This is a genomic window from Pseudomonas sp. 8_5_2, assembly GCF_059295255.1.
Genome location: NZ_CM181238.1, coordinates 5,352,867 through 5,375,813, shown reverse-complemented (window position 1 = coordinate 5,375,813; position 22,947 = coordinate 5,352,867). Strand labels below are relative to the sequence as shown.

General features: G+C 63.5%; 19 protein-coding genes and 1 pseudogene. 15 read left to right on the top strand and 5 right to left on the bottom strand.

What is annotated here, in order from left to right:
* The first annotated feature begins 1 nt into the window (after window position 1).
* Window positions 2-1,042: a flagellar motor protein MotB gene (motB, locus tag AC5O5R_RS24630; protein WP_172230462.1), complete on the top strand. Its 1,041-nt coding sequence runs from the start codon at window positions 2-4 to the stop codon at window positions 1,040-1,042.
* A gap of 253 nt (window positions 1,043-1,295) precedes the next feature.
* Here the strand turns inward: motB and rsgA are convergent, their stop codons facing one another.
* Entirely contained in the window at window positions 1,296-2,327 is a 1,032-nt protein-coding gene (gene rsgA / locus AC5O5R_RS24625) for a small ribosomal subunit biogenesis GTPase RsgA (protein ID WP_172230465.1), read from the bottom strand.
* 151 nt (window positions 2,328-2,478) lie between these two features.
* Here rsgA and orn point away from each other — a divergent pair, with 151 nt between their 5' ends.
* Together orn and AC5O5R_RS24615 are read left to right on the top strand one after the other, a co-directional pair.
* Window positions 2,479-3,021 (top strand): oligoribonuclease, encoded by a 543-nt coding sequence (orn, locus tag AC5O5R_RS24620; RefSeq protein WP_172230468.1) that lies wholly within the window; start codon window positions 2,479-2,481, stop codon window positions 3,019-3,021.
* Window positions 3,022-3,112: 91 nt separating this feature from the next.
* Window positions 3,113-3,724 carry a trimeric intracellular cation channel family protein gene (locus tag AC5O5R_RS24615; protein WP_172230471.1) on the top strand — a complete coding sequence of 204 codons (612 nt, stop codon included), beginning with the start codon at window positions 3,113-3,115 and terminating at the stop codon, window positions 3,722-3,724.
* Between the two features lie 94 nt (window positions 3,725-3,818).
* Here the strand turns inward: AC5O5R_RS24615 and queG are convergent, their stop codons facing one another.
* Window positions 3,819-4,898, bottom strand: coding sequence for a tRNA epoxyqueuosine(34) reductase QueG (queG, locus tag AC5O5R_RS24610; RefSeq protein WP_172230474.1), 1,080 nt, complete (start codon window positions 4,896-4,898; stop codon window positions 3,819-3,821).
* A gap of 65 nt (window positions 4,899-4,963) precedes the next feature.
* On the opposite strand from queG, the gene AC5O5R_RS24605 reads away from it, so the two are divergent.
* The 12 genes from AC5O5R_RS24605 (at window position 4,964) to AC5O5R_RS24550 (ending at window position 19,366) form a co-directional block, all read left to right on the top strand.
* Window positions 4,964-5,824: an NAD(P)H-hydrate dehydratase gene (locus tag AC5O5R_RS24605; protein WP_494514800.1), complete on the top strand. Its 861-nt coding sequence runs from the start codon at window positions 4,964-4,966 to the stop codon at window positions 5,822-5,824.
* Entirely contained in the window at window positions 5,812-6,285 is a 474-nt protein-coding gene (tsaE, locus tag AC5O5R_RS24600; RefSeq protein WP_172232309.1) for a tRNA (adenosine(37)-N6)-threonylcarbamoyltransferase complex ATPase subunit type 1 TsaE, read from the top strand. The genes AC5O5R_RS24605 and tsaE overlap by 13 nt, the downstream gene beginning before the upstream one ends.
* 11 nt (window positions 6,286-6,296) lie before the next feature.
* Window positions 6,297-7,727, top strand: coding sequence for an N-acetylmuramoyl-L-alanine amidase (locus tag AC5O5R_RS24595; RefSeq protein WP_172232312.1), 1,431 nt, complete (start codon window positions 6,297-6,299; stop codon window positions 7,725-7,727).
* A complete protein-coding gene (gene mutL, locus AC5O5R_RS24590) occupies window positions 7,724-9,625 on the top strand; it encodes a DNA mismatch repair endonuclease MutL (protein ID WP_494514799.1) in 1,902 nt (633 codons plus the stop codon). Before AC5O5R_RS24595 ends, mutL begins: the two co-directional genes overlap by 4 nt.
* A gap of 1 nt (window position 9,626) precedes the next feature.
* A complete protein-coding gene (gene miaA, locus AC5O5R_RS24585) occupies window positions 9,627-10,598 on the top strand; it encodes a tRNA (adenosine(37)-N6)-dimethylallyltransferase MiaA (protein ID WP_494514798.1) in 972 nt (323 codons plus the stop codon).
* Between the two features lie 94 nt (window positions 10,599-10,692).
* Window positions 10,693-10,953 (top strand): RNA chaperone Hfq, encoded by a 261-nt coding sequence (gene hfq, locus AC5O5R_RS24580; RefSeq protein ID WP_172228225.1) that lies wholly within the window; start codon window positions 10,693-10,695, stop codon window positions 10,951-10,953.
* A 12-nt stretch (window positions 10,954-10,965) separates the two neighbouring features.
* On the top strand, window positions 10,966-12,267 hold the full coding sequence (gene hflX / locus AC5O5R_RS24575) for a ribosome rescue GTPase HflX (protein ID WP_172228227.1): 1,302 nt from the start codon (window positions 10,966-10,968) through the stop codon (window positions 12,265-12,267).
* 96 nt (window positions 12,268-12,363) lie between these two features.
* Window positions 12,364-13,545: an FtsH protease activity modulator HflK gene (gene hflK, locus AC5O5R_RS24570; protein ID WP_172228229.1), complete on the top strand. Its 1,182-nt coding sequence runs from the start codon at window positions 12,364-12,366 to the stop codon at window positions 13,543-13,545.
* A complete protein-coding gene (gene hflC, locus AC5O5R_RS24565) occupies window positions 13,545-14,414 on the top strand; it encodes a protease modulator HflC (RefSeq protein WP_172228231.1) in 870 nt (289 codons plus the stop codon). Before hflK ends, hflC begins: the two co-directional genes overlap by 1 nt.
* Window positions 14,415-14,714: 300 nt before the next feature.
* Window positions 14,715-15,902: an ATP phosphoribosyltransferase regulatory subunit gene (locus AC5O5R_RS24560; RefSeq protein WP_172228233.1), complete on the top strand. Its 1,188-nt coding sequence runs from the start codon at window positions 14,715-14,717 to the stop codon at window positions 15,900-15,902.
* Between the two features lie 56 nt (window positions 15,903-15,958).
* Window positions 15,959-17,251 carry an adenylosuccinate synthase gene (locus AC5O5R_RS24555; RefSeq protein WP_172228235.1) on the top strand — a complete coding sequence of 431 codons (1,293 nt, stop codon included), beginning with the start codon at window positions 15,959-15,961 and terminating at the stop codon, window positions 17,249-17,251.
* Between the two features lie 180 nt (window positions 17,252-17,431).
* Window positions 17,432-19,366 carry a methyl-accepting chemotaxis protein gene (locus AC5O5R_RS24550; protein ID WP_172228237.1) on the top strand — a complete coding sequence of 645 codons (1,935 nt, stop codon included), beginning with the start codon at window positions 17,432-17,434 and terminating at the stop codon, window positions 19,364-19,366.
* A gap of 319 nt (window positions 19,367-19,685) precedes the next feature.
* On the opposite strand, the pseudogene AC5O5R_RS24545 reads toward AC5O5R_RS24550, so the two are convergent.
* The 3 genes and pseudogenes from AC5O5R_RS24545 to AC5O5R_RS24535 form a co-directional block, all read right to left on the bottom strand.
* Window positions 19,686-20,276 (bottom strand): annotated as a pseudogene (locus AC5O5R_RS24545) (transposase); the annotation flags it as partial.
* Window positions 20,277-20,363: 87 nt separating this feature from the next.
* Window positions 20,364-21,929 carry an ABC transporter permease gene (locus tag AC5O5R_RS24540; protein WP_494514797.1) on the bottom strand — a complete coding sequence of 522 codons (1,566 nt, stop codon included), beginning with the start codon at window positions 21,927-21,929 and terminating at the stop codon, window positions 20,364-20,366.
* Window positions 21,929-22,942 (bottom strand): extracellular solute-binding protein, encoded by a 1,014-nt coding sequence (locus tag AC5O5R_RS24535; RefSeq protein WP_172288216.1) that lies wholly within the window; start codon window positions 22,940-22,942, stop codon window positions 21,929-21,931. Before AC5O5R_RS24535 ends, AC5O5R_RS24540 begins: the two co-directional genes overlap by 1 nt.
* Between the last annotated feature and the right edge of the window lie 5 nt (window positions 22,943-22,947).

The window sequence follows — 22,947 nt, the reverse complement described above, 5'->3', positions numbered from 1 at the left end:
CATGGAGAACAATCAGCCCATCATCGTCAAGCGTGTCAAGCGCTATGGCGGCGGCCACCATGGTGGCGCCTGGAAAATCGCCTTTGCCGACTTCGCCACGGCGATGATGGCGTTCTTCCTGGTGCTGTGGCTGTTGTCCACGGCCACGCCTGAGCAGAAGATCGCCATTGCCGGCTACTTCCAGGACCCGATCGGTTTCTCCGAGAGCGGCACGCCTTATGTCATCGACCTGGGTGGTTCACCTGAGATGGCACCGGAGAAAACCATCAATCCGGAAGTGAAGACCGAGCCGACGCAGCAGTCCCCCACTCAGTTGAACAAAGACCAGGTCGAGACCATGGCCGAGCAGGTCGAGCGTGAGCGCCTGGAGCTGCTGCTGCAGGAACTGCAGAACAAGGTGGAAGAGAACCCGCAGCTGCAGAAGTTCAAGGACCAGATCCTGTTCGAGATCACCCAGGACGGCTTGCGCATCCAGATCATGGACGCCGAGAACCGGCCGATGTTCGACATCGGCAGCGCGCGCCTGCAGCCGTACTTCGAAGACATCCTGCTGGCGATGGCCGACACGATCAAGGCAGTGCCGAACAAGATCAGCGTCAGCGGCCACACCGATGCCAAACCGTATGCCGGCGCTGGCGAATTCGGCAACTGGGAGCTGTCGGCCAACCGCGCCAACGCCGCGCGCCGCGCCCTGGTCGCCGGTGGCTATCCGGATGGCCAGGTGGCGCGGGTGGTGGGCTATGCCTCGTCTTCGCTGTTCGACCGCAAGAACCCGTTCAACCCGGTCAATCGCCGCATCGACATCATCGTGCTGACCAAGAAGGCCCAGCGCGACATCGAGGGTGAGCAGGGCGCGCCGGCTGCCGAGCCTGCGGCGCCCGCCAGTGGCGCTGCGCCGGGAGTATCTGCACCGGCTGCGCCAGCTAACCCGGGGCCTGGCGCCGACGCAGAGCAGGCGCCGATGCAGCCGCGTGAGCTGCGTCAGAAACTGAATATCTTCGAAGAGGGCACGTTGAAGATGGATGAAGCCAAGGAGCAGTAAGCCCTTTCGCGCCCTCAGTTAAGCAATTGGGGCCGCTTTGCGGCCCATCGCCGGCAAGCCAGGCTCCCACAAGTACGGCGCATGGCTTGAATTCGCTGCGGTCGGGGTGGGAGCTGGCTTGTCGTGGCGACGAACCGCGGCGATGGGCTGCGCAGCAGCCCCATTAGCTTTAACTGACTGGCATTAGGGCTTGCTCCGCGAAGCGCCGCGCGGGCGGCGCTCGATCTCACGGGCAGCATAAATGCCAAGCCGGTCAGTAGCTGTCTTCCGTCAAGCTGGCGATGATCGAGCGGTAGCTGTTCATGCGCTGCGGCTTGATACGGCCTTCGTCCAGCGCCTTGAGCAGCGCACAGCCCGGTTCGCGATCATGCTTGCAGTCGCGGAAGCGGCAGGTGCCGAACAGGTCGCGAAACTCGATGAAACCGTCTTCCACATCGGTACGGCTGACGTGGCCAAGGCCGAACTCGCGGATGCCCGGCGAGTCGATCAGGTCGCCGCCGTTGGGGAAGTGGTACAGGCGCGCGGTGGTGGTGGTGTGGGTGCCCTGGCCAGACCATTCGGACAGGTCGCCGACGCGGGTGCCGGCATCCGGCAGCAGGCTGTTGACCAGCGACGACTTGCCTACCCCGGACTGCCCGACGAACACGCTGATGTGGCCATCGAGCTGTTGTTGCAGGCGCTGCATGCCGTCGCCGTGGTGTGCCGAGACCTCCAGCAGCGGGTAGCCGAGCTCGCGGTAGACCTCCAGCAGTGCATGCAGGCCGGGGCCGTTCTCGTCGTTGACCAGGTCGGCCTTGTTCAGCAGCAGCAGCGGGCGCAGGCCGGCATGTTCGGCGGCGACCAGGTAGCGGTCGATCAGGTTCGGGTGCGGCTCCGGGGCCGGTGCGAACACAATCACGATCAAGTCGACGTTGGCGGCTACCGGCTTCAACTGGCCGTGGTTGTTCGGGCGGCACAGCTCGGTACTGCGTGGCATCTGCGCCACGATCACGCCGATACCCTGGTTGCCCGCACGCCATACCACACGGTCGCCGGTGACCAGCGCTGGCAGGTTGGCGCGCAAGTGGCAGCGGAATACCTGGCCGGCGGTTTCACCGTCCTGGGCTTCCACCTCGACCTGCACGCCGAAGTGCGCGATCACCAGGCCCAGTTGCTCCGGCCCCAGGTCGCCACCTTCCAGTTCCTGCAGCGCATTCTGCTCGCGTTTGGCGGCGCGCGCGGCGCGCTCGCCCTGGATTTTTTCGATACGCCAGTTCTGGCGGCGATTGAGCTGGCGTTTGGCCATGAAATTTCCGTGGTGGTTCGGTGTAGGGGCAGATTGAAACGGCAGGCAGTTTAGCACGGCAGGCTGAGGACCATTCCGCTTACCTGCATGCGGCGCATGGGCGTGCCCCGGCCACTAGGCTACTATGACGGCCTATACAAGGAGCACCTGCATGCAAAACCCACAGAACCTGATCTGGATCGACCTGGAAATGACCGGGCTGGATCCGGACAGCGACGTCATCATCGAGATGGCCACCATCGTCACCGACAGCGAGCTGAACACCTTGGCCGAGGGCCCGGTGATCGCCATTCACCACAGTGACGAAGTGCTGGCGCGCATGGACGAGTGGAACACCCGCACGCATGGCGGCTCGGGCCTGACCCAGCGTGTGCGCGAGAGCAAGGTCGGCATGGCCGAAGCCGAGGCGCAGACCATCGCCTTCCTTGAGCAGTGGGTGCCGAAAGGCAAGTCGCCGATCTGCGGCAACAGCATCTGCCAGGACCGCCGCTTCCTCTACCGCCATATGCGCGACCTGGAAAACTACTTCCATTACCGCAACCTGGATGTCTCGACCTTGAAGGAGCTGGCCGCGCGCTGGGCGCCGGACGTTCGCGACAGCTTCAAGAAGGGCAACACCCACCTGGCGCTGGATGATATCCGCGAATCGATCGCCGAGCTGCGCCACTATCGCGAGCACTTCATCAAGGTGTGAGCCGAAAGGGCGCAGATATTGTGCCTGCGCCCCCTTTTGGTGCCTTGGGCAACTGGTTAGACTGCGCGCCTTTCCTGCAGGGACCCGCGCCATGTTGTTGATGCTCTACCTCATCGCCATCACCGCCGAAGCCATGACCGGTGCATTGTCTGCCGGACGCCGCGGCATGGACTGGTTTGGCGTGGTACTGATCGCCTGCGTAACGGCCCTGGGTGGCGGTTCGGTGCGTGACGTGCTGCTCGGGCATTACCCGCTGACCTGGGTGAAGCACCCGGAGTACCTGGTGTTGACCAGCCTTGCTGCGCTGCTGACCATTTTCATCGCACCGATGATGCGCCGCCTGCGCTCATTGTTTCTGGTGCTCGACGCCCTGGGCCTGGTGGCCTTTACCCTGATTGGCTGCATGACCGCGCTGGAGATGGGGCAGGGCATGCTGGTGGCGTCGATCAGCGGGGTGATCACCGGGGTGTTTGGCGGCATCCTGCGGGATATCTTCTGCAACGACATTCCGCTGGTGTTCCGTCGTGAGCTTTATGCCAGCGTGTCGTTCGCGGCGGCCTGGTTCTACCTGGGTTGTGTGTATTTCCAGGTGCCGGCGGAGCAGGCGATGCTGCTGACCTTGTTCGGCGGGTTTCTGGTGCGGTTGCTGGCGATACGTTTTCACTGGGAAATGCCCAAGTTTCATTACAACGATCAGCAGTAAGTGCGCTCTTCTTGAGGGTTGCTGCGCCTGTGAGATCGAGCGCCGCCCGCGCGGCGCTCGATGTCTGCAACACCATCAAAATCAACGATTACGCCTAGCGGCCTCCATCCCCTTCAACGCCGTGCCGGGCCAGCGCCCACTCGACGTGCTCGCGCACCAATTCAGACGCATCCTCGCGCCGCGCCTTCAGCGCTTCTATCACCGGAATGGTCGACGGCGCATTGCCCAAGCCCACCGCCAGGTTGCGCAACCAGCGCTCATACCCCGCCCGGCGCAAAGGCCCGCCCTCGGTCTTGCGCAGGAAGGTCCGTTCATCCCACAAGAACATTTCAGCCAGCTCGGCATTCTCCAGCCCGTGCCGGGGCTGGAAGTCCTGCTCCTGGCTATGCCTTGCAAAGCGGTTCCATGGGCAGACGATCTGGCAGTCGTCGCAACCGAACACCCGGTTGCCCATCATCGAGCGCAACTCGACGGGGATTGGCCCCCGCAGCTCGATGGTCAGGTAGGAAATACAACGCCGCGCATCCAGCACATAAGGCCCGACAAACGCCTGGGTCGGGCAGATGTCCAGGCAGGCCTGGCAGCGCCCGCAGTGCTCGCTGGTGGTGGCTTCGTCCACCGGCAGCGGCAGGTCGACGAACAGTTCGGCGAGGAAAAAGTAGCTACCCGCCTTGCGGTTGAGCAGCAAGGTGTTCTTGCCGATCCAGCCCAGCCCGGCCTGTTCGGCCAAGGCCTTTTCCAGCACCGGTGCGCTGTCGACGAACGCGCGGTAGCCGAACGGGCCGATCGCCTCCTGAATGCGGTCGGCCAGAAACTGCACGCGCTTGCGCACCAGCTTGTGGTAATCGCGGCCCAGGGCGTAGCGCGACACGTAGGCTTTCTCCGGCTGCGCCAGGCGCTGTGCCATCTGCGTGTCGCCGGGCAGGTAGTCCATGCGCAGCGATACCACGCGTACCGTGCCAGGGATCAACTGGTCGGGGTGCGAGCGCTTGCTGCCGTGGGCGCCCAGGTATTCCATTTCGCCCTGGTAGCCGGCGTCGAGCCAGCGCTGCAGGTGGTGTTCATGTTCGCCAAGGTCGACCCCGGCGATGCCGACGTGGGCAAAACCGAGTTCCTGGCCCCAAATCTTGATGGATTGGGCCAGTTGGGCGAGGTCAGGCGTAGAAGCGGACATGGATGGGCAAGGCAATACGGGCTCAGGTGCGTATAATTCTGCCAGACATTGGAGCCTTTGACCCCATGCCGCAGACCAAACACCCAAGCCTGACCCAACAAATGCTCAGCAGCGTGACCGTCGCGCACCTGCCGGCACGGCATGCGCACGCCCATAAAGGCGACTTTGGCCATGTGCTGGTGGTTGGTGGCGACCTCGGTACCGGTGGCGCTGTACTGCTCAGCGCTGAAGCCGCATTGCGCTGTGGCGCCGGGCTGGTCAGCGTGGCAACCCGGCCGGAGCACGTCGCGGCCAGCCTGACGCGCCTGCCCGAGGTCATGTGTCTGGGCGTCAGTTCGGCCAACCAGTTGATGGGTGTGCTGGAGCGCGCCTCGGTGCTGGTGGTCGGCCCAGGCCTGGGCCAGGCCGCATGGGGCCGTAGCCTGCTGTCGGCAGTGGCCAATGCCGAGCGGCCGCAGGTATGGGATGCCGACGCCCTGAACCTGCTGGCGCGCACCCCGCTGGCCTTGCCCAGCGGCAGCGTCCTCACCCCCCACCCAGGGGAGGCAGCCCGCCTGCTAGGGATTTCCACCGAGGCGGTGCAGGCGGACCGCCCGGGTGCTGCGCGCAAGCTGGCGCGTCGTTACAACAGCGTCTGCGTGCTTAAAGGCGCTGGCACCCTGGTGGCGGATCCCACCGGCAAGCTGGCGCTGTGCGAGCGCGGTCACCCGGCGATGGCGGGCGCGGGGCTAGGCGATGTGCTGACCGGTGTACTGGCGGCGTTGTTGGCCCAGGGGCTTGGCGCCTGGGAGGCGGCCGGCCTGGCGGTATGGCTGCACGCCTGTGCCGGCGAGCGTCTGGGTGTGAATGGTAGAGGCCTGGCGGCCAGCGATCTGGCGCCGGTCATTCGTGAGTTGTTGGAGGAGCATTCTGCGTGTCTGGTTTAACCCTGTTTCTGGCCGATGAAGCGGCCATGGTCGCCTTCGGCGGCAAAATGGCCGAAGTGACCGGCGGTCGCGGCGTGATTTTTCTGGAAGGTGACCTGGGTGCGGGTAAAACCACCCTGTCGCGTGGCCTGATTCGTGGGCTGGGCCATACTGGTGCAGTGAAAAGCCCTACCTTCACCGTGGTCGAACCCTACGAAATCGGCGAGGTCCGAGCCTTTCACTTCGACCTGTATCGCCTGGTCGATCCTGAGGAGCTGGAGTACATGGGTATTCGTGACTATTTCGACGGCGACCCGCTTTGCCTGTTCGAGTGGCCAGAAAAGGGTACGGGCGTTTTGCCAAAGCCTGACCTGACCATTACCATAAGCCCCCAAGCGGGCGGACGCTCGCTGATCCTTTCGCCGCAGGGGGCTCGCGGCGAGGCCTGGTGCGTCGCACTGGCCGAACACTATAAACAGTAAGTGGGGTAGGTATGCGCATACGCGCACTGGTCGCCATCGTTGGGCTGCTGCTGACAACGGTGACCGTTGACGCTCTGGCCGTCACTCAAGTCAAGAGCATGCGCCTGTGGCGCGCGCCGGACAACACGCGGCTGGTCTTCGACCTTTCAGGCCCCGTGCAGCATAGTGTCTTCACCCTCAGCGCGCCGGACCGCCTGGTTATCGACATCAATGGCGCAACCTTGGCTGCGCCACTGAACGTGGCCACCTCCAACACGCCGATAAGCAGCGTGCGTTCGGCCCAGCGGACGCCGACCGACCTGCGCGTGGTGGTCGACCTGAAAAAATCGGTCACCCCAAAGAGTTTCACCCTGGCGCCCAACGCCCAGTATGGCAATCGCCTGGTGGTCGACCTGTACGACCAGGAAGCCGACGCCATCGCCGCCAGCGCCCCGCCCCCGGCCCCGACCCCGGTACAAACCCCGGCGACCACGCCTGCGGTGCCGGTGAGCCCGGCCCAGCCCGCCATCAAGCTGCCGCCGGTACCGAGCGGCAAGCGGGACATCGTGGTCGCCATCGACGCCGGCCATGGCGGCGAAGACCCGGGTGCATCCGGCTCGCGTGGTCAGCATGAAAAAGACATCGTGCTGCAGATCGCCAAAGAGCTGCAGCGCCAGATCAACCGCGAGAAAGGCTTCCGGGCCGAGCTGACCCGTACTGGCGACTATTTCATCCCGCTGCGCAAACGCACGGAAATCGCCCGCAAGAAGGGCGCCGACCTGTTCATCTCCATTCATGCTGACGCCGCACCGTCGCGGGCTGCCTTTGGCGCCTCGGTGTTCGCCTTGTCCGACCGTGGTGCCACCTCCGAAACCGCGCGCTGGCTGGCCGACACGGAAAACCGCTCAGACCTTATCGGTGGTGCGGGCAATGTCAGCCTGGATGACAAGGACCGGATGTTGGCCGGTGTGCTGCTCGACCTGTCGATGACCGCCACCCTCAGCTCCAGCCTCAACGTCGGGCAGAAGGTGCTGGGCAACATGGGTCGCGTCACCTCGCTGCACAAGCAGCGTGTGGAGCAAGCCGGCTTCATGGTGCTGAAGTCCCCGGATATTCCGTCGATCCTCGTTGAAACCGGGTTCATCTCGAACAACAACGAAGCGGCCAAACTGGCCACCGCCAGCCACCAGCAGGCCCTGGCCCGTTCTATTCACACGGGCGTGCGCCAGTACTTCCAGCAGAACCCGCCACCGGGCACCTATGTGGCCTGGCTGCGCGACACCGGCAAGATTGCCGCAGGCCCGCGTGAGCACACGGTTCGCCCAGGCGAAACCCTGGCCATGCTCGCCGTGCGCTACCAGGTCAGCGTTGCCAGCCTGCGCAGCACCAACAGCCTCAAGACCGATGAGCTGAAGGTCGGCCAGCGCCTCGATGTCCCGGCCACCACGCTGGCTTCGCAATGAGTGGTGGTTCGCGCATCCAGCTGCTCAGCCCGCGGCTGGCCAACCAGATTGCCGCCGGCGAAGTGGTCGAGCGGCCGGCCTCTGTCGCCAAGGAGCTGCTGGAAAACAGCCTGGACTCCGGCGCCCGACGTATCGACGTGGACGTGGAGCAGGGCGGCGTCAAGCTGCTGAAGGTGCGTGACGACGGCAGTGGTATTTCCGCCGACGACCTGCCGCTGGCCCTGGCCCGTCACGCCACCAGCAAGATCCGCGAGCTGGAAGACCTTGAAGGGGTATTGAGCCTGGGCTTCCGTGGTGAGGCCCTGGCCTCGATCAGCTCGGTGGCGCGCCTGACCCTGACCTCGCGTACCGCCAGCGCCAGCGAGGCCTGGCAGGTGGAAACCGAAGGTCGCGACATGACCCCGCGGGTACAGCCGGCGGCTCACCCGGTCGGTACGTCGGTGGAAGTGCGTGACCTGTTCTTCAATACCCCGGCCCGGCGCAAGTTCCTCAAGGCCGAGAAAACCGAATTCGATCACCTGCAGGAAGTCATCCGGCGGCTGGCCCTGGCGCGTTTCGATGTCGGCTTCCACCTGCGTCACAACGGCAAGAGCATCCTCAGCCTGCACGAAGCCCACGACGAGACCGCCCGCGCACGGCGGGTGGGCGCCATCTGTGGCGCGGGCTTCATGGAGCAGGCGCTGCCGATCGACGTCGAACGCAACGGCCTGCGCCTGTGGGGCTGGGTCGGCCTGCCGACCTTCTCGCGCAGCCAGGCAGACCTGCAGTACTTCTTCGTCAACGGCCGTGCAGTGCGCGACAAGCTGGTCGCCCACGCGGTGCGCCAGGCCTACCGCGACGTGCTGTTCAACGGGCGGCACCCGACGTTCGTGCTGTTTCTCGAGCTGGAACCCAACGGCGTCGACGTCAACGTGCACCCGACCAAGCACGAGGTGCGCTTCCGCGAAGGGCGCTCGGTGCACGACTTCCTGTATGGCACCCTGCACCGCGCCCTGGCCGATGTACGCCCGGAAGACCAGTTGGCGGCGCCTGCTGCGGTGACCGAGATGGTCCGCCCCACAGGCCCCCAGGCCGGCGAATTCGGGCCACAGGGTGAAATGCGCCTGGCCTCGCCGGTGCTTGAACAGCCGCGTGCCCCGCAACAGTCGTTTTCCAACGGTGGCAGTGGCGCGGGTTACCAGTACCAGTACACGCCGCGCCCCTCGCAACCGCTGCCGGCCGCCGAGGTGCAGGCGGTCTATCGCGACTTTTACAAACCGCTGGAAGGTGGTGGCGCGGCGCCAGCGACGGCCCTGCCTGAAAGCCAGGGTGACATTCCGCCGCTGGGGTATGCGCTGGCGCAGCTCAAGGGTATCTACATCCTGGCCGAGAACGCCGTCGGCCTGGTGCTGGTGGACATGCACGCCGCCCACGAGCGCATCATGTACGAGCGCCTCAAAGTGGCCATGGCCAGCGAAGGCCTCAGCGGCCAGCCGCTGCTGGTACCGGAAACCCTGGCCTTGAGCCAGCGCGAAGCCGACTGCGCCGAAGAGCACGCGCAGTGGTTCCAGCGCCTGGGCTTCGAATTGCAGCGCCTGGCCCCGGAAACCCTGGCGATCCGCCAGATTCCGGCGCTGCTCAAGCAGGCTGAGGCCAACCGCCTGGTGCAGGATGTGCTCGCCGACCTGATGGAGTACGGCACCAGCGACCGTATCCAGGCGCACCTCAACGAACTGCTGGGCACCATGGCCTGCCACGGCGCGGTGCGCGCCAACCGGCGCCTGGCAATACCCGAGATGAATGCCCTGCTGCGCGACATGGAAAACACCGAACGCAGCGGCCAGTGCAACCATGGCCGTCCCACCTGGACCCAGATGGGCCTGGACGACCTGGACAAACTCTTCCTGCGCGGTCGATGAAATGAGCGTCAAGCCCCCTGCAATATTCCTGATGGGCCCGACGGCGGCCGGCAAGACCGACCTGGCTATCGAGCTGACCAAGGTGCTGCCGTGCGAGTTGATCAGCGTCGACTCGGCGCTGGTCTACCGCGGCATGGACATTGGTTCGGCCAAGCCCTCGAAAGAAATCCTTGCCGCCCACCCGCACCGGCTGATCGACATTCGCGACCCGGCCGAGAGCTATTCGGCCGCGCAGTTCCGTGCCGACGCACTGGAAGCCATGGCCGACATTACCGCGCGCGGCAAGATCCCGCTGCTGGTGGGTGGCACCATGCTCTATTACAAGGCCTTGATCGATGGCCTGGCAGACATGCCGGCGGCCGATGCTGCGGTCCGTGCCGAGCTGGAAACCCAGGCAGACGCCTTGGGCCTGGCCGAACTGCACCGCCAACTGGCCGAAATCGACCCCGAGTCGGCAGCGCGAATTCACCCCAACGACCCGCAGCGGTTGATCCGTGCGCTGGAGGTGTTTCGGGTGAGCGGCGAGAGCATGACGGTTCATCGCCAGCGTCAATTCGCTGAAAGTCGCGGCGCAGACGCAGGCGCTGCCGGACATTTGCCCTATACTGTCGCGAGTTTGGCGATTGCTCCTACAGATCGTCACATTTTGCATCAGCGAATTGCGTTACGATTTTCACAAATGCTGGAACAGGGCTTCGTTGAAGAGGTCCGATCGCTGCGAGCCAGAAGTGACTTGCACGCCGGGCTGCCGTCTATACGGGCAGTGGGTTATCGGCAGGTCTGGGATTACCTGGACGGCAAGCTGACTGAGAATGAGATGCGAGAACGCGGTATCATCGCTACTCGGCAGCTGGCCAAGCGGCAGTTCACCTGGTTGCGTGGCTGGCCCGATGTTCACTGGCTTGACAGCCTGGCCTGCGACAATCTGTCCCGCACCTTGAAATACCTTGGGGCCATCTCCATATTGAGCTGAGTCCCTGCTGATTGCCGTCTATTCTTGCGAAGGGGCGGCCTAATTTATCGATTTTATTGATTTTCTATTATTTATCCTTACAGGAGTGCGGCATATGTCAAAAGGGCATTCGCTACAAGACCCTTACTTGAATACCTTGAGAAAAGAAAAGGTTCCGGTATCCATCTATCTGGTCAACGGAATCAAGCTGCAGGGCTCGATCGAATCCTTCGACCAGTTCGTGGTACTGCTGAAGAACACCGTCAGCCAGATGGTCTACAAGCACGCCATTTCGACCGTGGTTCCGGCCCGTCCGGTTCGCCTGCCAAGCCCGACCGATGCCGAGCACGGCGACAGCGAGCCAGGCAACGCCTGATAGGAGCCTGCATTGTTCTTTGAGCGCCACGGTGGTGGTGAGCGGGCGTTGCTCGTTCACTTGGAAGGTCAGAACCCTGAGGCGCGCGAAGATCCGCAGGAGTTTCAGGAGCTGGCACTGTCGGCCGGGGCGGATATCGTCTCGCTGGTGACAGTGACAAGGCATCAGCCTTCGGCGAAATACCTGATTGGCAGCGGCAAGGTCGAGGAGCTGCACGACCTGGTCCATGCCGAGCAGGTCGACCTGGTGATTTTCAATCACACCCTCACGCCCAGTCAGGAGCGCAACCTCGAACGTGTGTTCGAGTGCCGTGTGCTCGACCGGACCGGGCTGATCCTCGATATCTTCGCCCAGCGGGCGCGTACCCATGAAGGCAAGCTGCAGGTCGAACTGGCCCAGCTGGACCACATGAGCACGCGGCTGGTGCGCGGCTGGACCCACCTTGAGCGACAAAAAGGTGGTATCGGCCTGCGCGGCCCGGGTGAAACCCAGCTGGAAACCGACCGCCGCCTGTTGCGGGTGCGTATTCGCCAGATCAAGTCACGCCTGGAGAAGGTGCGCAGCCAGCGCGAGCAGGCGCGTCGCGGGCGCAAACGCGCAGACATCCCGTCGGTGTCGCTGGTGGGTTACACCAACGCCGGCAAGTCCACGCTGTTCAACGCCCTGACCCAATCCGAGGTGTACGCTGCCGACCAGCTGTTCGCCACGCTCGACCCGACCCTGCGCCGGCTTGAGCTGAACGACCTGGGGCCGATCGTGCTGGCCGACACCGTGGGCTTCATACGCCACCTGCCGCACAAGCTGGTCGAGGCATTTCGGGCTACGCTCGAAGAGTCGAGCAACTCCGACCTGCTGCTGCACGTGATCGACGCCCATGAGCCAGAGCGCATGGAGCAGATCGAGCAGGTGCTGGCGGTATTGGGCGAGATTGGTGCCGAAGGCTTGCCGATCCTCGAGGTGTATAACAAACTCGACCTGCTCGAAGATGTCGAGCCGCAGATCCAGCGCGATGCCGATGGCAAACCGCAGCGGGTCTGGGTATCGGCACGCGATGGGCGTGGCCTGGAGCTTGTAGGCCAGGCGATTGCAGAATTGCTGGGGGATGATCTGTTTGTCGGCACACTGTGCCTGGAGCAGCGTTTTGCCCGCTTGCGCGCGCAATTCTTTGCCCTGGGTGCCGTGCGCAGTGAAGAGCATGATGAAGAAGGGCGCAGCTTGCTGAGCGTGCGACTGCCCATGGTCGAACTGAATCGCCTGGTCAGTCGTGAAGGCATGGAGCCGCAAGTGTTTGTCGAGCAACACACTTTGCAATAAATGCTCGTCGAGGTCGCCGGGCAGCAGTGACAGGCATTCTGTAGCATTGGACGGCGCGCCGTGGGCGCGTCTTTGCTTTATCAGATGGAGAGCGCTATGGCTTGGAACGAGCCGGGTGGCAACTCGAACAATCAGGATCCCTGGGGCGGTCGCCGTGGTGGCGGCGGCGGCGGTGGTGACAAGAAAGGTCCGCCGGATCTGGACGAGGCCTTCCGCAAACTGCAGGACAGCCTGAATGGCATGTTCGGTGGTAACAAGAAACGTGGCGGCGGTGACCGCAATGTCGGCAAGGGTGGCGGCTATGGTCTGCTGGGCATTGGCCTGGCGGTGCTGGCGGCTATCTGGCTGTACAGCGCCGTGTACGTGGTCGACGAGCAGGAGCAGGCCGTGGTGCTGCGCTTCGGCAAGTACTATGAGACGGTCGGTCCCGGCCTGAACATCTACTTCCCGCCAATCGATCGCAAGTACATGGAAAACGTCACGCGCGAGCGTGCCTACACCAAGCAGGGCCAGATGCTCACCGAAGACGAGAACATCGTCGAGGTGCCGCTGACCGTCCAGTACAAGATCAGCAACCTGCAGGACTTCGTGCTCAACGTCGACCAGCCTGAGGTAAGCCTTCAGCACGCGACCGACAGCGCCCTGCGCCACGTGGTGGGTTCCACCTCGATGGACCAGGTGCTGACCGAAGGCCGTGAGCAGATGGCCGTGGATATCCGCGAACGCCTGCAGCGCTTCCTCGACAACTACCGTACCGGTATCACCGTGACCCAGGTCAACGTACAGAGCGCGGCAGCCCCGCGTGAAGTGCAGGAAGCCTTCGACGACGTGATCCGTGCCCGCGAAGACGAGCAGCGCGCCCGCAACCAGGCCGAGTCCTACGCCAATGGCGTGGTCCCCGAAGCCCGTGGTCAGGCCCAGCGCATCATCGAGGACGCCAATGGTTACCGCGACGAAGTCATCGCTCGCGCCAAGGGTGAGGCAGACCGCTTCACCAAGCTGCTCGTCGAGTACCGCAAGGCACCTGACGTAACCCGTGAGCGTCTGTATCTGGAGACCATGCAAGAGGTCTACAGCAATTCGAGCAAGGTCATGGTGGCGACCAAGGACGGGCAGAACAACCTGCTCTACCTGCCACTGGACAAGATGGTCGAAGGCAGCCGCAACCCGTCCGCGCCAACCGGCAGCGTGTCGCCATCGGCCAACGATGCGGCCGCGCGTGCAGCGCAGGACCTGCAACAGCAACAGCAGCCGCTGCGCACTAGGGAGAGCCGCTGATGAGCAATAGATCGCTGATCGCCCTGATCGTCGCCGTGGTCTTGGCCATTGTGGCCTGGAACAGCTTCTACATCGTGGGCCAGACCGAGCGCGCGGTAATGCTGCGTTTCGGTAAGGTGGTCCAGGCCGATGTCCAGCCCGGCCTGCACGTGAAGATTCCGTACGTCAACCAGGTGCGCAAGTTCGACGCCCGTCTGATGACCCTCGACGCCCCGACCCAACGGTTCCTGACCCTGGAGAAGAAAGCGGTGATGGTCGACGCCTACGCCAAGTGGCGCGTCAAGGATGCGGAACGTTTCTACACCGCCACGTCCGGCATGAAGCAGATCGCCGACGAGCGCTTGTCGCGTCGTCTGGAAAGCGGCCTGCGTGACCAGTTTGGTAAACGTACCCTGCACGAGGTGGTTTCCGGTGAACGTGACGCACTGATGGCCGACATCACTGCTTCGCTGAACCGCATGGCCAACAAGGAGCTGGGCATCGAGGTGGTCGACGTTCGCGTCAAGGCCATCGACCTGCCGAAGGAAGTCAACCGCAGCGTGTTCGACCGCATGAGCACCGAGCGTGAGCGTGAAGCCCGCGAGCACCGTGCCAAGGGTAACGAGCTGGCTGAAGGTATCCGTGCCGATGCCGACCGTCAGCGCCGTGTGCTGCTGGCCGAGGCTTATCGCGAAGCAGAAGAAACCCGCGGTGATGGTGATGCCCAGGCGGCCGCTATCTATGCCAAGGCCTACAGCCAGGACGCTGATTTCTATGCGTTCCACCGTAGCCTGCAGGCATACCGCGAGAGCTTCTCGAGCAAGAGCGACGTGATGGTCCTGGACCCGAAGAACGAGTTCTTCCGTTACCTGGACAAGAGCAGGCCTTGATGCTCAGGCCCCTGAGCTGAATCGGGAGCACCCCGCCTGGCAGGTAAAATTCCAGGCAGGGTGCATCCTGAATCAAAAGGGGTGTATGATGAGGCAGCCGGGAAATTTCCCGGCTTTTTTGCGTCTGCAAGGTTGATTGGCACTGCGCCAGTTGACGGTTTGGTCAGGTCGCAAGGCAATTTGAGGGTGTCGGGTACGGTGGCTGCGCTGGGATCAGTGCTGCCCGCTGCTGTGCGCGATACCGGCTTTACTGACGGCTTGCCTGCTGGCAGCCGCCCGGACCAGAGGGGAAATGGCGTAATGGCAACGGTAGACCGCTGGCTACTGCCAGATGGCATCGAGGAAGTACTGCCACCTGAGGCTGCGCGCATCGAAATTGCGCGCCGCCAGGTGTTGGACCTGTTCCAGAGTTGGGGTTACGAGCTGGTCGTCACCCCGCATATCGAGTACCTGGAGTCGCTGCTTACCGGCGCCGGCCAGGACCTGGATCAGCGCACCTTCAAGGTGGTGGACCCGCAGTCCGGCCGCCTGATGGGCTTCCGTGCCGACTTCACTCCGCAGGTGGCGCGCATCGACGCCCACACCCTGCGCCGTGAAGGCCCGAGCCGCCTGTGCTATGCCGGCAGCGTGCTGCACGCCCAGCCGCGTGCGCTGTCGACCTCGCGCAGCCCGATCCAGCTGGGTGCCGAGCTGTACGGCGACGCCAGCCCCACCAGCGACGTCGAAGTCATCAGCCTGATGCTGGCCACGCTGCAACTGGCCGATGTGCCGGATGTGCACATGGACCTGGGCCACGTCGGCATCTACCGCGGCCTGGCGCGTGCGGCCGGCCTGTCCGGTGCGGTCGAGCAGCAGTTGTTCGACGCGCTGCAGCGCAAGTCGGTGGACGAAGTGCAGGCACTGACTGCCGACCTGCCGAAGGACCTGGGCAACATGCTGCGCGCACTGGTCGAGCTGTGCGGTGGCCGCGAGGTGCTGAACGAGGCCCGTGTGCGCCTGGGCCGTGCCCCTGCCAGCGTGCTGGCGGCGCTGGACGACCTGCTGGCGATCGCTGATCGCCTGGCGTCGCGCTACCCGGACCTGCCGCTGTACTTCGACCTCGGCGAGCTGCGCGGTTACCACTATCACACCGGCGTGGTGTTCGCCGTGTTCGTGCCGGGCGAAGGTCAGTCGATCGCCCAGGGCGGGCGCTACGACGACATCGGCGCCGACTTTGGCCGGGCCCGCCCGGCAACCGGTTTCTCCACGGATTTGAAGACCCTGGTCACACTGGGGCGAGCGGAGGTCGTATTGCCAACTGGCGGCATCTGGATGCCGGACAGTGGCGACGCGGCCCTCTGGCAGCAAGTCTGCCAGTTGCGCAACGAGGGCCAGCGTGTGGTCCAGGCTCTGCCTGGTCAGCCGTTGAGTGCTGCTCTCGAGGCGGATTGTGATCGGCAATTGATTCAGCAAGACGGGCGCTGGCAGGTTCTGCCGCTGGCCCAGTGAGTTTCTGCGTCGGCAACAGGCCGGCAACCAAGTTTGCGTGAATGAGGACCAATGTAATGGGTAAGAATGTCGTCGTCCTGGGCACCCAATGGGGTGATGAGGGCAAAGGCAAGATCGTCGATCTGCTGACCGAACATGCTGCCGCCGTAGTGCGCTACCAAGGTGGCCACAATGCGGGCCACACCCTGGTGATCAACGGTGAAAAAACCGTGCTGCACCTGATTCCGTCCGGCATCCTGCGTGAAGGCGTACAGTGCCTGATCGGCAACGGCGTGGTCGTTGCCCCGGATGCCCTGATGCGCGAAATCACCAAGCTGGAAGAGAAGGGCGTACCGGTGCGCGAGCGCCTGCGCATCTCCCCGGCTGCGCCGCTGATCCTGTCGTACCACGTGGCCCTCGACCAGGCCCGTGAAAAAGCCCGTGGCGAAGCCAAGATCGGCACCACCGGCCGTGGTATCGGCCCAGCCTACGAAGACAAGGTCGCGCGCCGCGGCCTGCGCGTTGGCGACCTGTTCCACCGTGAGCGTTTCGCCGCCAAGCTGGGTGAGCTGCTGGACTACCACAACTTCCAGCTGGTGAACTACTACAAAGAGCCGGCCATCGACTTCCAGCAAACCCTGGACGAGTGCATGGCCTACGCCGAACAGCTCAAGCCGATGATGCTCGACGTCACCGCCGAGCTGCACAACCTGCGTCGTGCCGGCAAGGACATCATGTTCGAAGGCGCCCAGGGCTCGCTGCTGGACATCGACCACGGTACCTACCCGTACGTCACCAGCTCCAACACCACCGCTGGCGGTATCTCCACCGGTTCCGGCGTTGGCCCAATGTACCTGGACTACATCCTGGGTATCACCAAGGCGTACACCACTCGCGTAGGTTCGGGCCCGTTCCCGACCGAACTGTTCGACGAGACCGGCGCTACCCTGGCCAAGCGTGGCCACGAGTTCGGTTCCACCACCGGCCGTGCCCGTCGTTGCGGCTGGTTCGATGCCGTGATCCTGCGTCGCGCCATTGACGTCAACAGCATCTCGGGCATCTGCCTGACCAAGCTGGACGTGCTGGACGGCCTGGAAACCATCAACATCTGCGTTGGCTACAAGAACGAGAACGGTGCCGTCATCGACGCCCCTTCCGATGCCGACAGCTACATCGGCCTGGAGCCGGTGTACGAAGAGATGCCAGGCTGGAGCCAATCGACCCTGGGTGCCAAGACCCTGGAAGAGCTGCCAGAAGCTGCCCGCGCTTACATCAAGCGCATCGAGGAGCTGACCGGCGCGCCGATCGACATCATCTCCACCGGCCCGGACCGCAACGAAACCATCGTTCTGCGTCACCCGTTCGCCTGATCTGCCCTCCAGGCTGATCTGACGCCGCGGCCCTGAAAGGGGCCGCGGCGTTTTCATTCATGGATAACCCATTGCTGAACCTTGGCGTTTATCCCTGCTGCCCCCGGCACAACCCTTGCTGTAAGAAGTTTCTGACGATGCCATCAAAATAGTGGCGCCAGAAAACACGAGGGTTACACCGTGTCTGCCATCCTCTCACTGTTACGAAGCCGCCTATTGCGGCCTGTGTTTGTTGCCTTGGGTATCGCGCTTCTGGTGCAGGTGCTGGTTGCCGTTGCACTCACGCGTAGCACGGTCACTGCCCTGGAGGCTGATCTTGGCGAGCGCCTGGGCAATGACAGCCGTCAGCTGGCCAGCGACCTGGAGCAAGCCGGGCAGGACGTGCGCTCAGGCCTCGACAGCCTGTCCAGCAGCACCCGCCAGCGCCTCAGCGCAGGCTTGTCTGCACGCCTGCAGAGCGAACAGCAGCAACTGCGCAGCACGCTGGAACAAAACCTCAAGGAGTCCGCCAATGACATGGCCGAGCTGTTGGCCTCGGTGGCCCCGCGGGCCATCTGGGACAACGACGTGCCGGTGCTTTCCGACTTCGCCCGCCGCGCACAGCGCAACCCCAATGTGCTGTTCGTGGTCTACGACGACGCTCAGGGCCAGCATCTGACCCGCTACCTGAACCGGCAAAACCCCATCAACCAAGCGTTGATGGAAAAGGGCCAGGGTGAGCGGGCGCTGGACAAGGTGATCGATGCGGCCCGACGGGACCCGGCGGTGTACTTCGTCGAGTCCCCGATCAACCCCAATGGCGCTGAAATCGGCAAGGTGGTGATGGGCGTCTCCACGGCCGGTATTGATCAGCAGCTCAAGGCCCTCGACCAGCGTTTCTCGGCCCTGATCGCCAGCGGTGAGCAACTGGTCGGCGACAGCCTGGTCGGTGCCGCCGCCGACAGTGGCAAGACCCTGCGCGAACGCCTGGAGAAGGCGCAAGGCAGTGCTGCTGCAATGCAGGCCAATACCGCGCAGACTGTGCGTGACGCTGCCGCGGAGCTACGCTGGCGCATCGGTCTGGGTCTGGCGCTGGTCGGGCTTGGTGTGCTGCTGGTGGTCGCCGTGGTCCTTGGCCGTCGGGTGCTTAGCAAGCTGCGGCTGTTGATTGCTGCACTCGATGACCTGGCAGCAGGGGAAGGCGACCTGACCAAGCGTGTGCGGCTCGACAGCCGCGACGAAATTGGCGACATGGCCTCGGCAGTGAATCGCTTTGTCGACAAGCTGCAGCCAATCGTTCGCGAGGCGGGCGAGGTGGCGCAGCGCACTGGCGTGGAGATTGGCGCAATGGCTCAGCGCAATGCAGGTGCCGATGCCGCAGCCGCGCTGCAACGGGATGAAGTGGCGGCCAGCCTGCGTGATCTGTCGAGCATGGCCGATGAGGCTCAGGCCGAAAGCCATGCGATGCAGGCGGCATTGCAGCAAGTGGTGGATATCCGCCAGGCAACCGACGAAAACAGCCGTACCTCGACTCAGCTGGCGGGCCTGATCGAGAACCTCGCCGGGCAGGTGGACGCCGGTTCTCAGGTGATAGAGCGCCTGGCCAAGCAGAGCGAGCAGATCGAAGTGGTGCTGACGGTGATCCACGGCATTGCCGAGCAAACAAACCTGCTGGCCTTGAACGCTGCCATCGAGGCGGCCCGTGCCGGTGAAACCGGGCGTGGCTTTGCTGTGGTGGCGGATGAGGTGCGGGCGCTGGCGAGCAAGACGCAAAGCTCCACCGGGGATATTCAGGCGCATATCGCCGCGCTGCAGAAGGGTGCCAAAGAGGCCGTGGCCACCATCAGCCAGGCCGGGCTCAAGGCCAGCGAAGGGCTGCTGGTGTTGCGTGACAATGAACGCCGCCAGCAGTCGGTGCAGGCTGCGGTGGAGCAGGTACATGCGGCCATCGGCCTGGCCACCCGAGCGGCCGAGCAGCAGGCAAATGGTGCGCAGGCGGTGCGCGGGCGGGTAGAGACCATTCATGCCCAGGCCGAGCGCTCGGCGGAGGTGGTGATGCAGACCACGGCCAGCAGCAAGGTGCTGGATGACCTGGCCGCACAACTGAGGGCGAGCCTGGGGCAGTTCAGGGCTTGAGGATGGTGGCGGTCTACGGCGAAGGGATTGCTCATATCAGCTCGATAGCCCGCCAGGGTGAGCTGCTCTGCCGCCATGATGGCATTTCCGCCCCCATACCGATAATCGCCTTACCAGGACTGAGTCACCTTCATCGTCAAACTTGTAGGCAATTTCCCAAAATCGCCCTATTCGTCCACGTTCTATTGCAGCACCAGGCGCAGGGAACTAGTGTCTTTCGTACTAGGAGGCGCGCAGCGTAACCCGCCGTTTGCCTTTGGGAGCAGCCTTAAAATGGCGATGTCTGCAAGCCGTCGTTATCAGCCCAATCTTTACCAAGGAGAGGTAAGCATGGCTTTCGATGCTTTCCTTCTTCGCGAATTTTGACCCGCAGAGCATCAAAGAAAATGACCGGATACATCGGCTCCAGAGGCCGCTGTTGCCACGCGCCAATCTCCTCCATGACCTCGTCGGTCACGGAACTGATGAAGTCGGGCGAGACCTCTGTTCCATACTGCTCGGAGAGAAAGGCACGGATCTCTCTGACCGTCATACCGCGGGCATACATGGCGATGATCTTGTCGTCAAAACCGGTGTAACGGCGCTCATGTTTGGGGATCAAAATGGGCGAAAAGCTGCCATCCCGGTCACGAGGGATATCCAGCCTTAGCGGGCCATCACCAGTGAGTACCGTTTTGCCGCTCTTCCCATTTCGCTGGTTGGTTTCATCCTCCGGGCGCTGCGCGCCCGGTGGATAGCCCAGGTGATGACCCAGTTCGGCATTCAAGGCTCGCTCTATCAGCGCCTTCTTGAATGCCGCAGAGGCTTCTTCGATGGCTTCTGCGGTCATCAGCGGAACAGCGGAAAACTGTTTCAGCAGCTCTTGCGGAACCTTTGGTAACTCTCGGAGCGGTTTTTTTTTGGTTGGCATACATGCACCTCTTACTCATGTTATGCCCGAACACAAAATTTCTGACACCCTCAAAAATCCAGGCTGCTCGCCAGCCTGGATTCGTTCTCAAGCCTTATTCAGATACATCCGCGTAGTCAGCAAGTACACCGGCAACCCCGACACCACAATCAACAGCGCCGCATAAGGCGCCGCCGCCGCAAACTCGACGTTGGCCGTATGCGCCCACACTTCGGTAGCCAGGGTGGTCATGCCGGTCGGGCTGAGCAGCAAGGTCGCCGTCAGTTCCTTCATGGCATCCAGGAACACCAGCGCGAAAGCTGCTGCCATCGCCGGGAAGATGATCGGCAAGGTCACCCGGCAGAACGCGGCAAAGCTGCTCGCGCCCAGGGTGCGGGCGGCTTCTTCCAGCGTCGGCGAAGCCTTGTTCAGCGCGGTGCGCACCGGCGATTGCGCCAGCGGCAAGAACAGCAGCGCATAGGCCAGCAGCAGCAAGGCCGTGGTCTGGTACAGCGCCGGCACGTAGTGCAGGGCGAAGAATACCAGGGTCAGGGCAATCACCAGGCCGGGCAGGGCGTGCAGCAGGTAAGGCAGGCGCTCGGCCCAGATCGCCAGGCGGCCTTTGTAGCGCACCACCAGGAAGCTGATCGGCAGCGCCAGCAGCACGCAGAAACCGGCACCACCCAGCGATACCGACAACGAGGTGAACAACGCCTTGGAGATGGCTGCCACCGGGAATGCCGCCGACGAACCAACGCTCAGCCAGTAGCCAAGCATCGCCAGCGGAATGCCACTGCCAAGCACCGCCAGGGCCACACAAAGAAGCTGCGCCAGCACCGCCCAGCCACGCAGCCTTACCGGCTGTGCGCGGCGCGCCACGCCTTGGCCGATGCGCACATGGCGAGCCTTGCCGCGCACCCGCAGCTCCAGCCACAGCATCACCAGGCACATCGCCAGCAGCACGGCGGACAGCATCGCCGCGTTGGCATTGCTGAACTCCAGTTCGAACTGCTGGTAGATGGCGGTGGTGAAGGTTTGCAGGCCGAGAATCGACAGTGCGCCGAACTCCACCAGCATGTGCAGGGCAATCAGTAGTGCGCCGCCCAGCATCGACGGCCACAAGAGGGGCAGGGTGACCTTGACGAATACCCCCCAACGGCTGCAACCCAGCGTGCGTGCCGACTCTTCAAGCGAAGTGTCGAGGTTGCGCAGGGTGGCGGCCACCGGCAGGAACACCAGCGGGTACTTGGACAAGGCCATGACCATGATCGCCCCGCCCAACCCTTCGAAATCCGAGCTCAGCGATACCCAGGTGAAGCTGCTGACGAACGACGGCACGGCAAACGGCAGGCACAGCACCACGCCCCACAGCCGGCGGCCGGCCAGGTTGCTGCGCTCCAGCAGCCAGGCCAGGGCCAGGCCCACCATCATGCAGGTCAGTGTCACCCCGAACATCAGCAGCAGGGTGTTGCGCATCAGCCCCCAGACGAAGGGACGCCACAGCAGGTGCAAGGCTTCGCGCCAGCCGGCTTCCCAGGCTTTGATGGCGACATACAGCAGTGGCAGCAAGCTCATCGCCACCAGGAACAGCACAGGTAGTACCACCCAGATGGAAGGGCGCTTGCGGCGCGGTACGAAGCGTACCGGCGCCGGCTGGGACAGGGCGGCGGTCATCAGAGCAGGCCGACCTCGCGTTCGAGTTCGATGGCTTCTTCGGCATTGCCAAGGTCAGCCGGCGAGATCTTCGGCGGGCGCAGCTCTTCGAACGGTTTCAGGCCACGGTCAGAGACCATGCCTTTGTGCAGCGGGTATTCGGCGGTGGTCTGGGTGATCACGCGCTGGCCTTCTTCACTGGCCATCCAGTTGAGCAGGGCCTGGGCTTCCTTGGGGTGCTTGCTGGCCTTCACAGCGGCAGCGCCGGAAATGGTCACCAGGTTGCCGGCATCGCCATCAGCCAGGTAGTAAAGCTTGGAGTCGAGCTTGCCGCGCTCGCGCTCCAGGGCGTACCAATAGTAGTTGTTCACCAGGACGGCAGCGACTTCGCCTTTTTCTACGGCCTTCAGGGCGACCATGTTGTTGGTGTAGGTCTTGCCGAAGGCTTTCAGGCCGGTCAGCCATTCTTCAGTGGCTTCGCGACCATGCATTTTCAGGATGGCCACGGCCTGTTCCTGGAATGCGCCGCTGGTCGGAACGTAGCCGACGCGGCCGTCCCATTCAGGGTCGGAAAAATCCATGACCGTGGTCGGCAGGTCTTTTTCGTCGATCTTCTTCGGGTTGTAGACCACCACCCGGGTACGTGCGGTGACGCCCATCCAGGTGCCGTTGGCGCCTACGTATTCCTTGGGCAGCATGTTCAGCGTGGCGTCGTCGATCTTCGCCAACAGGCCCAGCTCGCCCAGGTTGTTCAGCGGTGGAGATTCTTCGGTATAGATGATGTCGGCGGGCGAGCGCTCGCCTTCCTCGATGATCTGGCTGGCCAGCTGGTTGCTGCTGCCTTTGCGGATATTGATGTGGATGCCGGTCTTGGCCTCATAGGCCTTGGCGATGGCCTCGCCGATTTCCTTGTGCTGACCGTTGTACATGGTCAGGGCGACCGGGGCGTCTGCCATGGCGGCCGGAGCGCCGATGACCAGGCTCAGCACGGCGGCGGCCAGGGTACGCATCAGCGGTTGCGGGCGGATCGTCATGCGGG

Excerpts from the sequence above, each read along its gene's own strand:
- motB (WP_172230462.1), top strand. The coding sequence starts at position 2 with ATGGAGAACAATCAGCCCATCATCGTCAAGCGTGTCAAGCGCTATGGC.
- rsgA (WP_172230465.1), bottom strand. The coding sequence starts at position 2,327 with ATGGCCAAACGCCAGCTCAATCGCCGCCAGAACTGGCGTATCGAAAAA.
- orn (WP_172230468.1), top strand. The coding sequence starts at position 2,479 with ATGCAAAACCCACAGAACCTGATCTGGATCGACCTGGAAATGACCGGG.
- AC5O5R_RS24615 (WP_172230471.1), top strand. The coding sequence starts at position 3,113 with ATGTTGTTGATGCTCTACCTCATCGCCATCACCGCCGAAGCCATGACC.
- queG (WP_172230474.1), bottom strand. The coding sequence starts at position 4,898 with ATGTCCGCTTCTACGCCTGACCTCGCCCAACTGGCCCAATCCATCAAG.
- AC5O5R_RS24605 (WP_494514800.1), top strand. The coding sequence starts at position 4,964 with ATGCCGCAGACCAAACACCCAAGCCTGACCCAACAAATGCTCAGCAGC.
- AC5O5R_RS24595 (WP_172232312.1), top strand. The coding sequence starts at position 6,297 with ATGCGCATACGCGCACTGGTCGCCATCGTTGGGCTGCTGCTGACAACG.
- mutL (WP_494514799.1), top strand. The coding sequence starts at position 7,724 with ATGAGTGGTGGTTCGCGCATCCAGCTGCTCAGCCCGCGGCTGGCCAAC.
- miaA (WP_494514798.1), top strand. The coding sequence starts at position 9,627 with ATGAGCGTCAAGCCCCCTGCAATATTCCTGATGGGCCCGACGGCGGCC.
- hfq (WP_172228225.1), top strand. The coding sequence starts at position 10,693 with ATGTCAAAAGGGCATTCGCTACAAGACCCTTACTTGAATACCTTGAGA.
- hflK (WP_172228229.1), top strand. The coding sequence starts at position 12,364 with ATGGCTTGGAACGAGCCGGGTGGCAACTCGAACAATCAGGATCCCTGG.
- hflC (WP_172228231.1), top strand. The coding sequence starts at position 13,545 with ATGAGCAATAGATCGCTGATCGCCCTGATCGTCGCCGTGGTCTTGGCC.
- AC5O5R_RS24560 (WP_172228233.1), top strand. The coding sequence starts at position 14,715 with ATGGCAACGGTAGACCGCTGGCTACTGCCAGATGGCATCGAGGAAGTA.
- AC5O5R_RS24555 (WP_172228235.1), top strand. The coding sequence starts at position 15,959 with ATGGGTAAGAATGTCGTCGTCCTGGGCACCCAATGGGGTGATGAGGGC.
- AC5O5R_RS24540 (WP_494514797.1), bottom strand. The coding sequence starts at position 21,929 with ATGACCGCCGCCCTGTCCCAGCCGGCGCCGGTACGCTTCGTACCGCGC.
- AC5O5R_RS24535 (WP_172288216.1), bottom strand. The coding sequence starts at position 22,942 with ATGACGATCCGCCCGCAACCGCTGATGCGTACCCTGGCCGCCGCCGTG.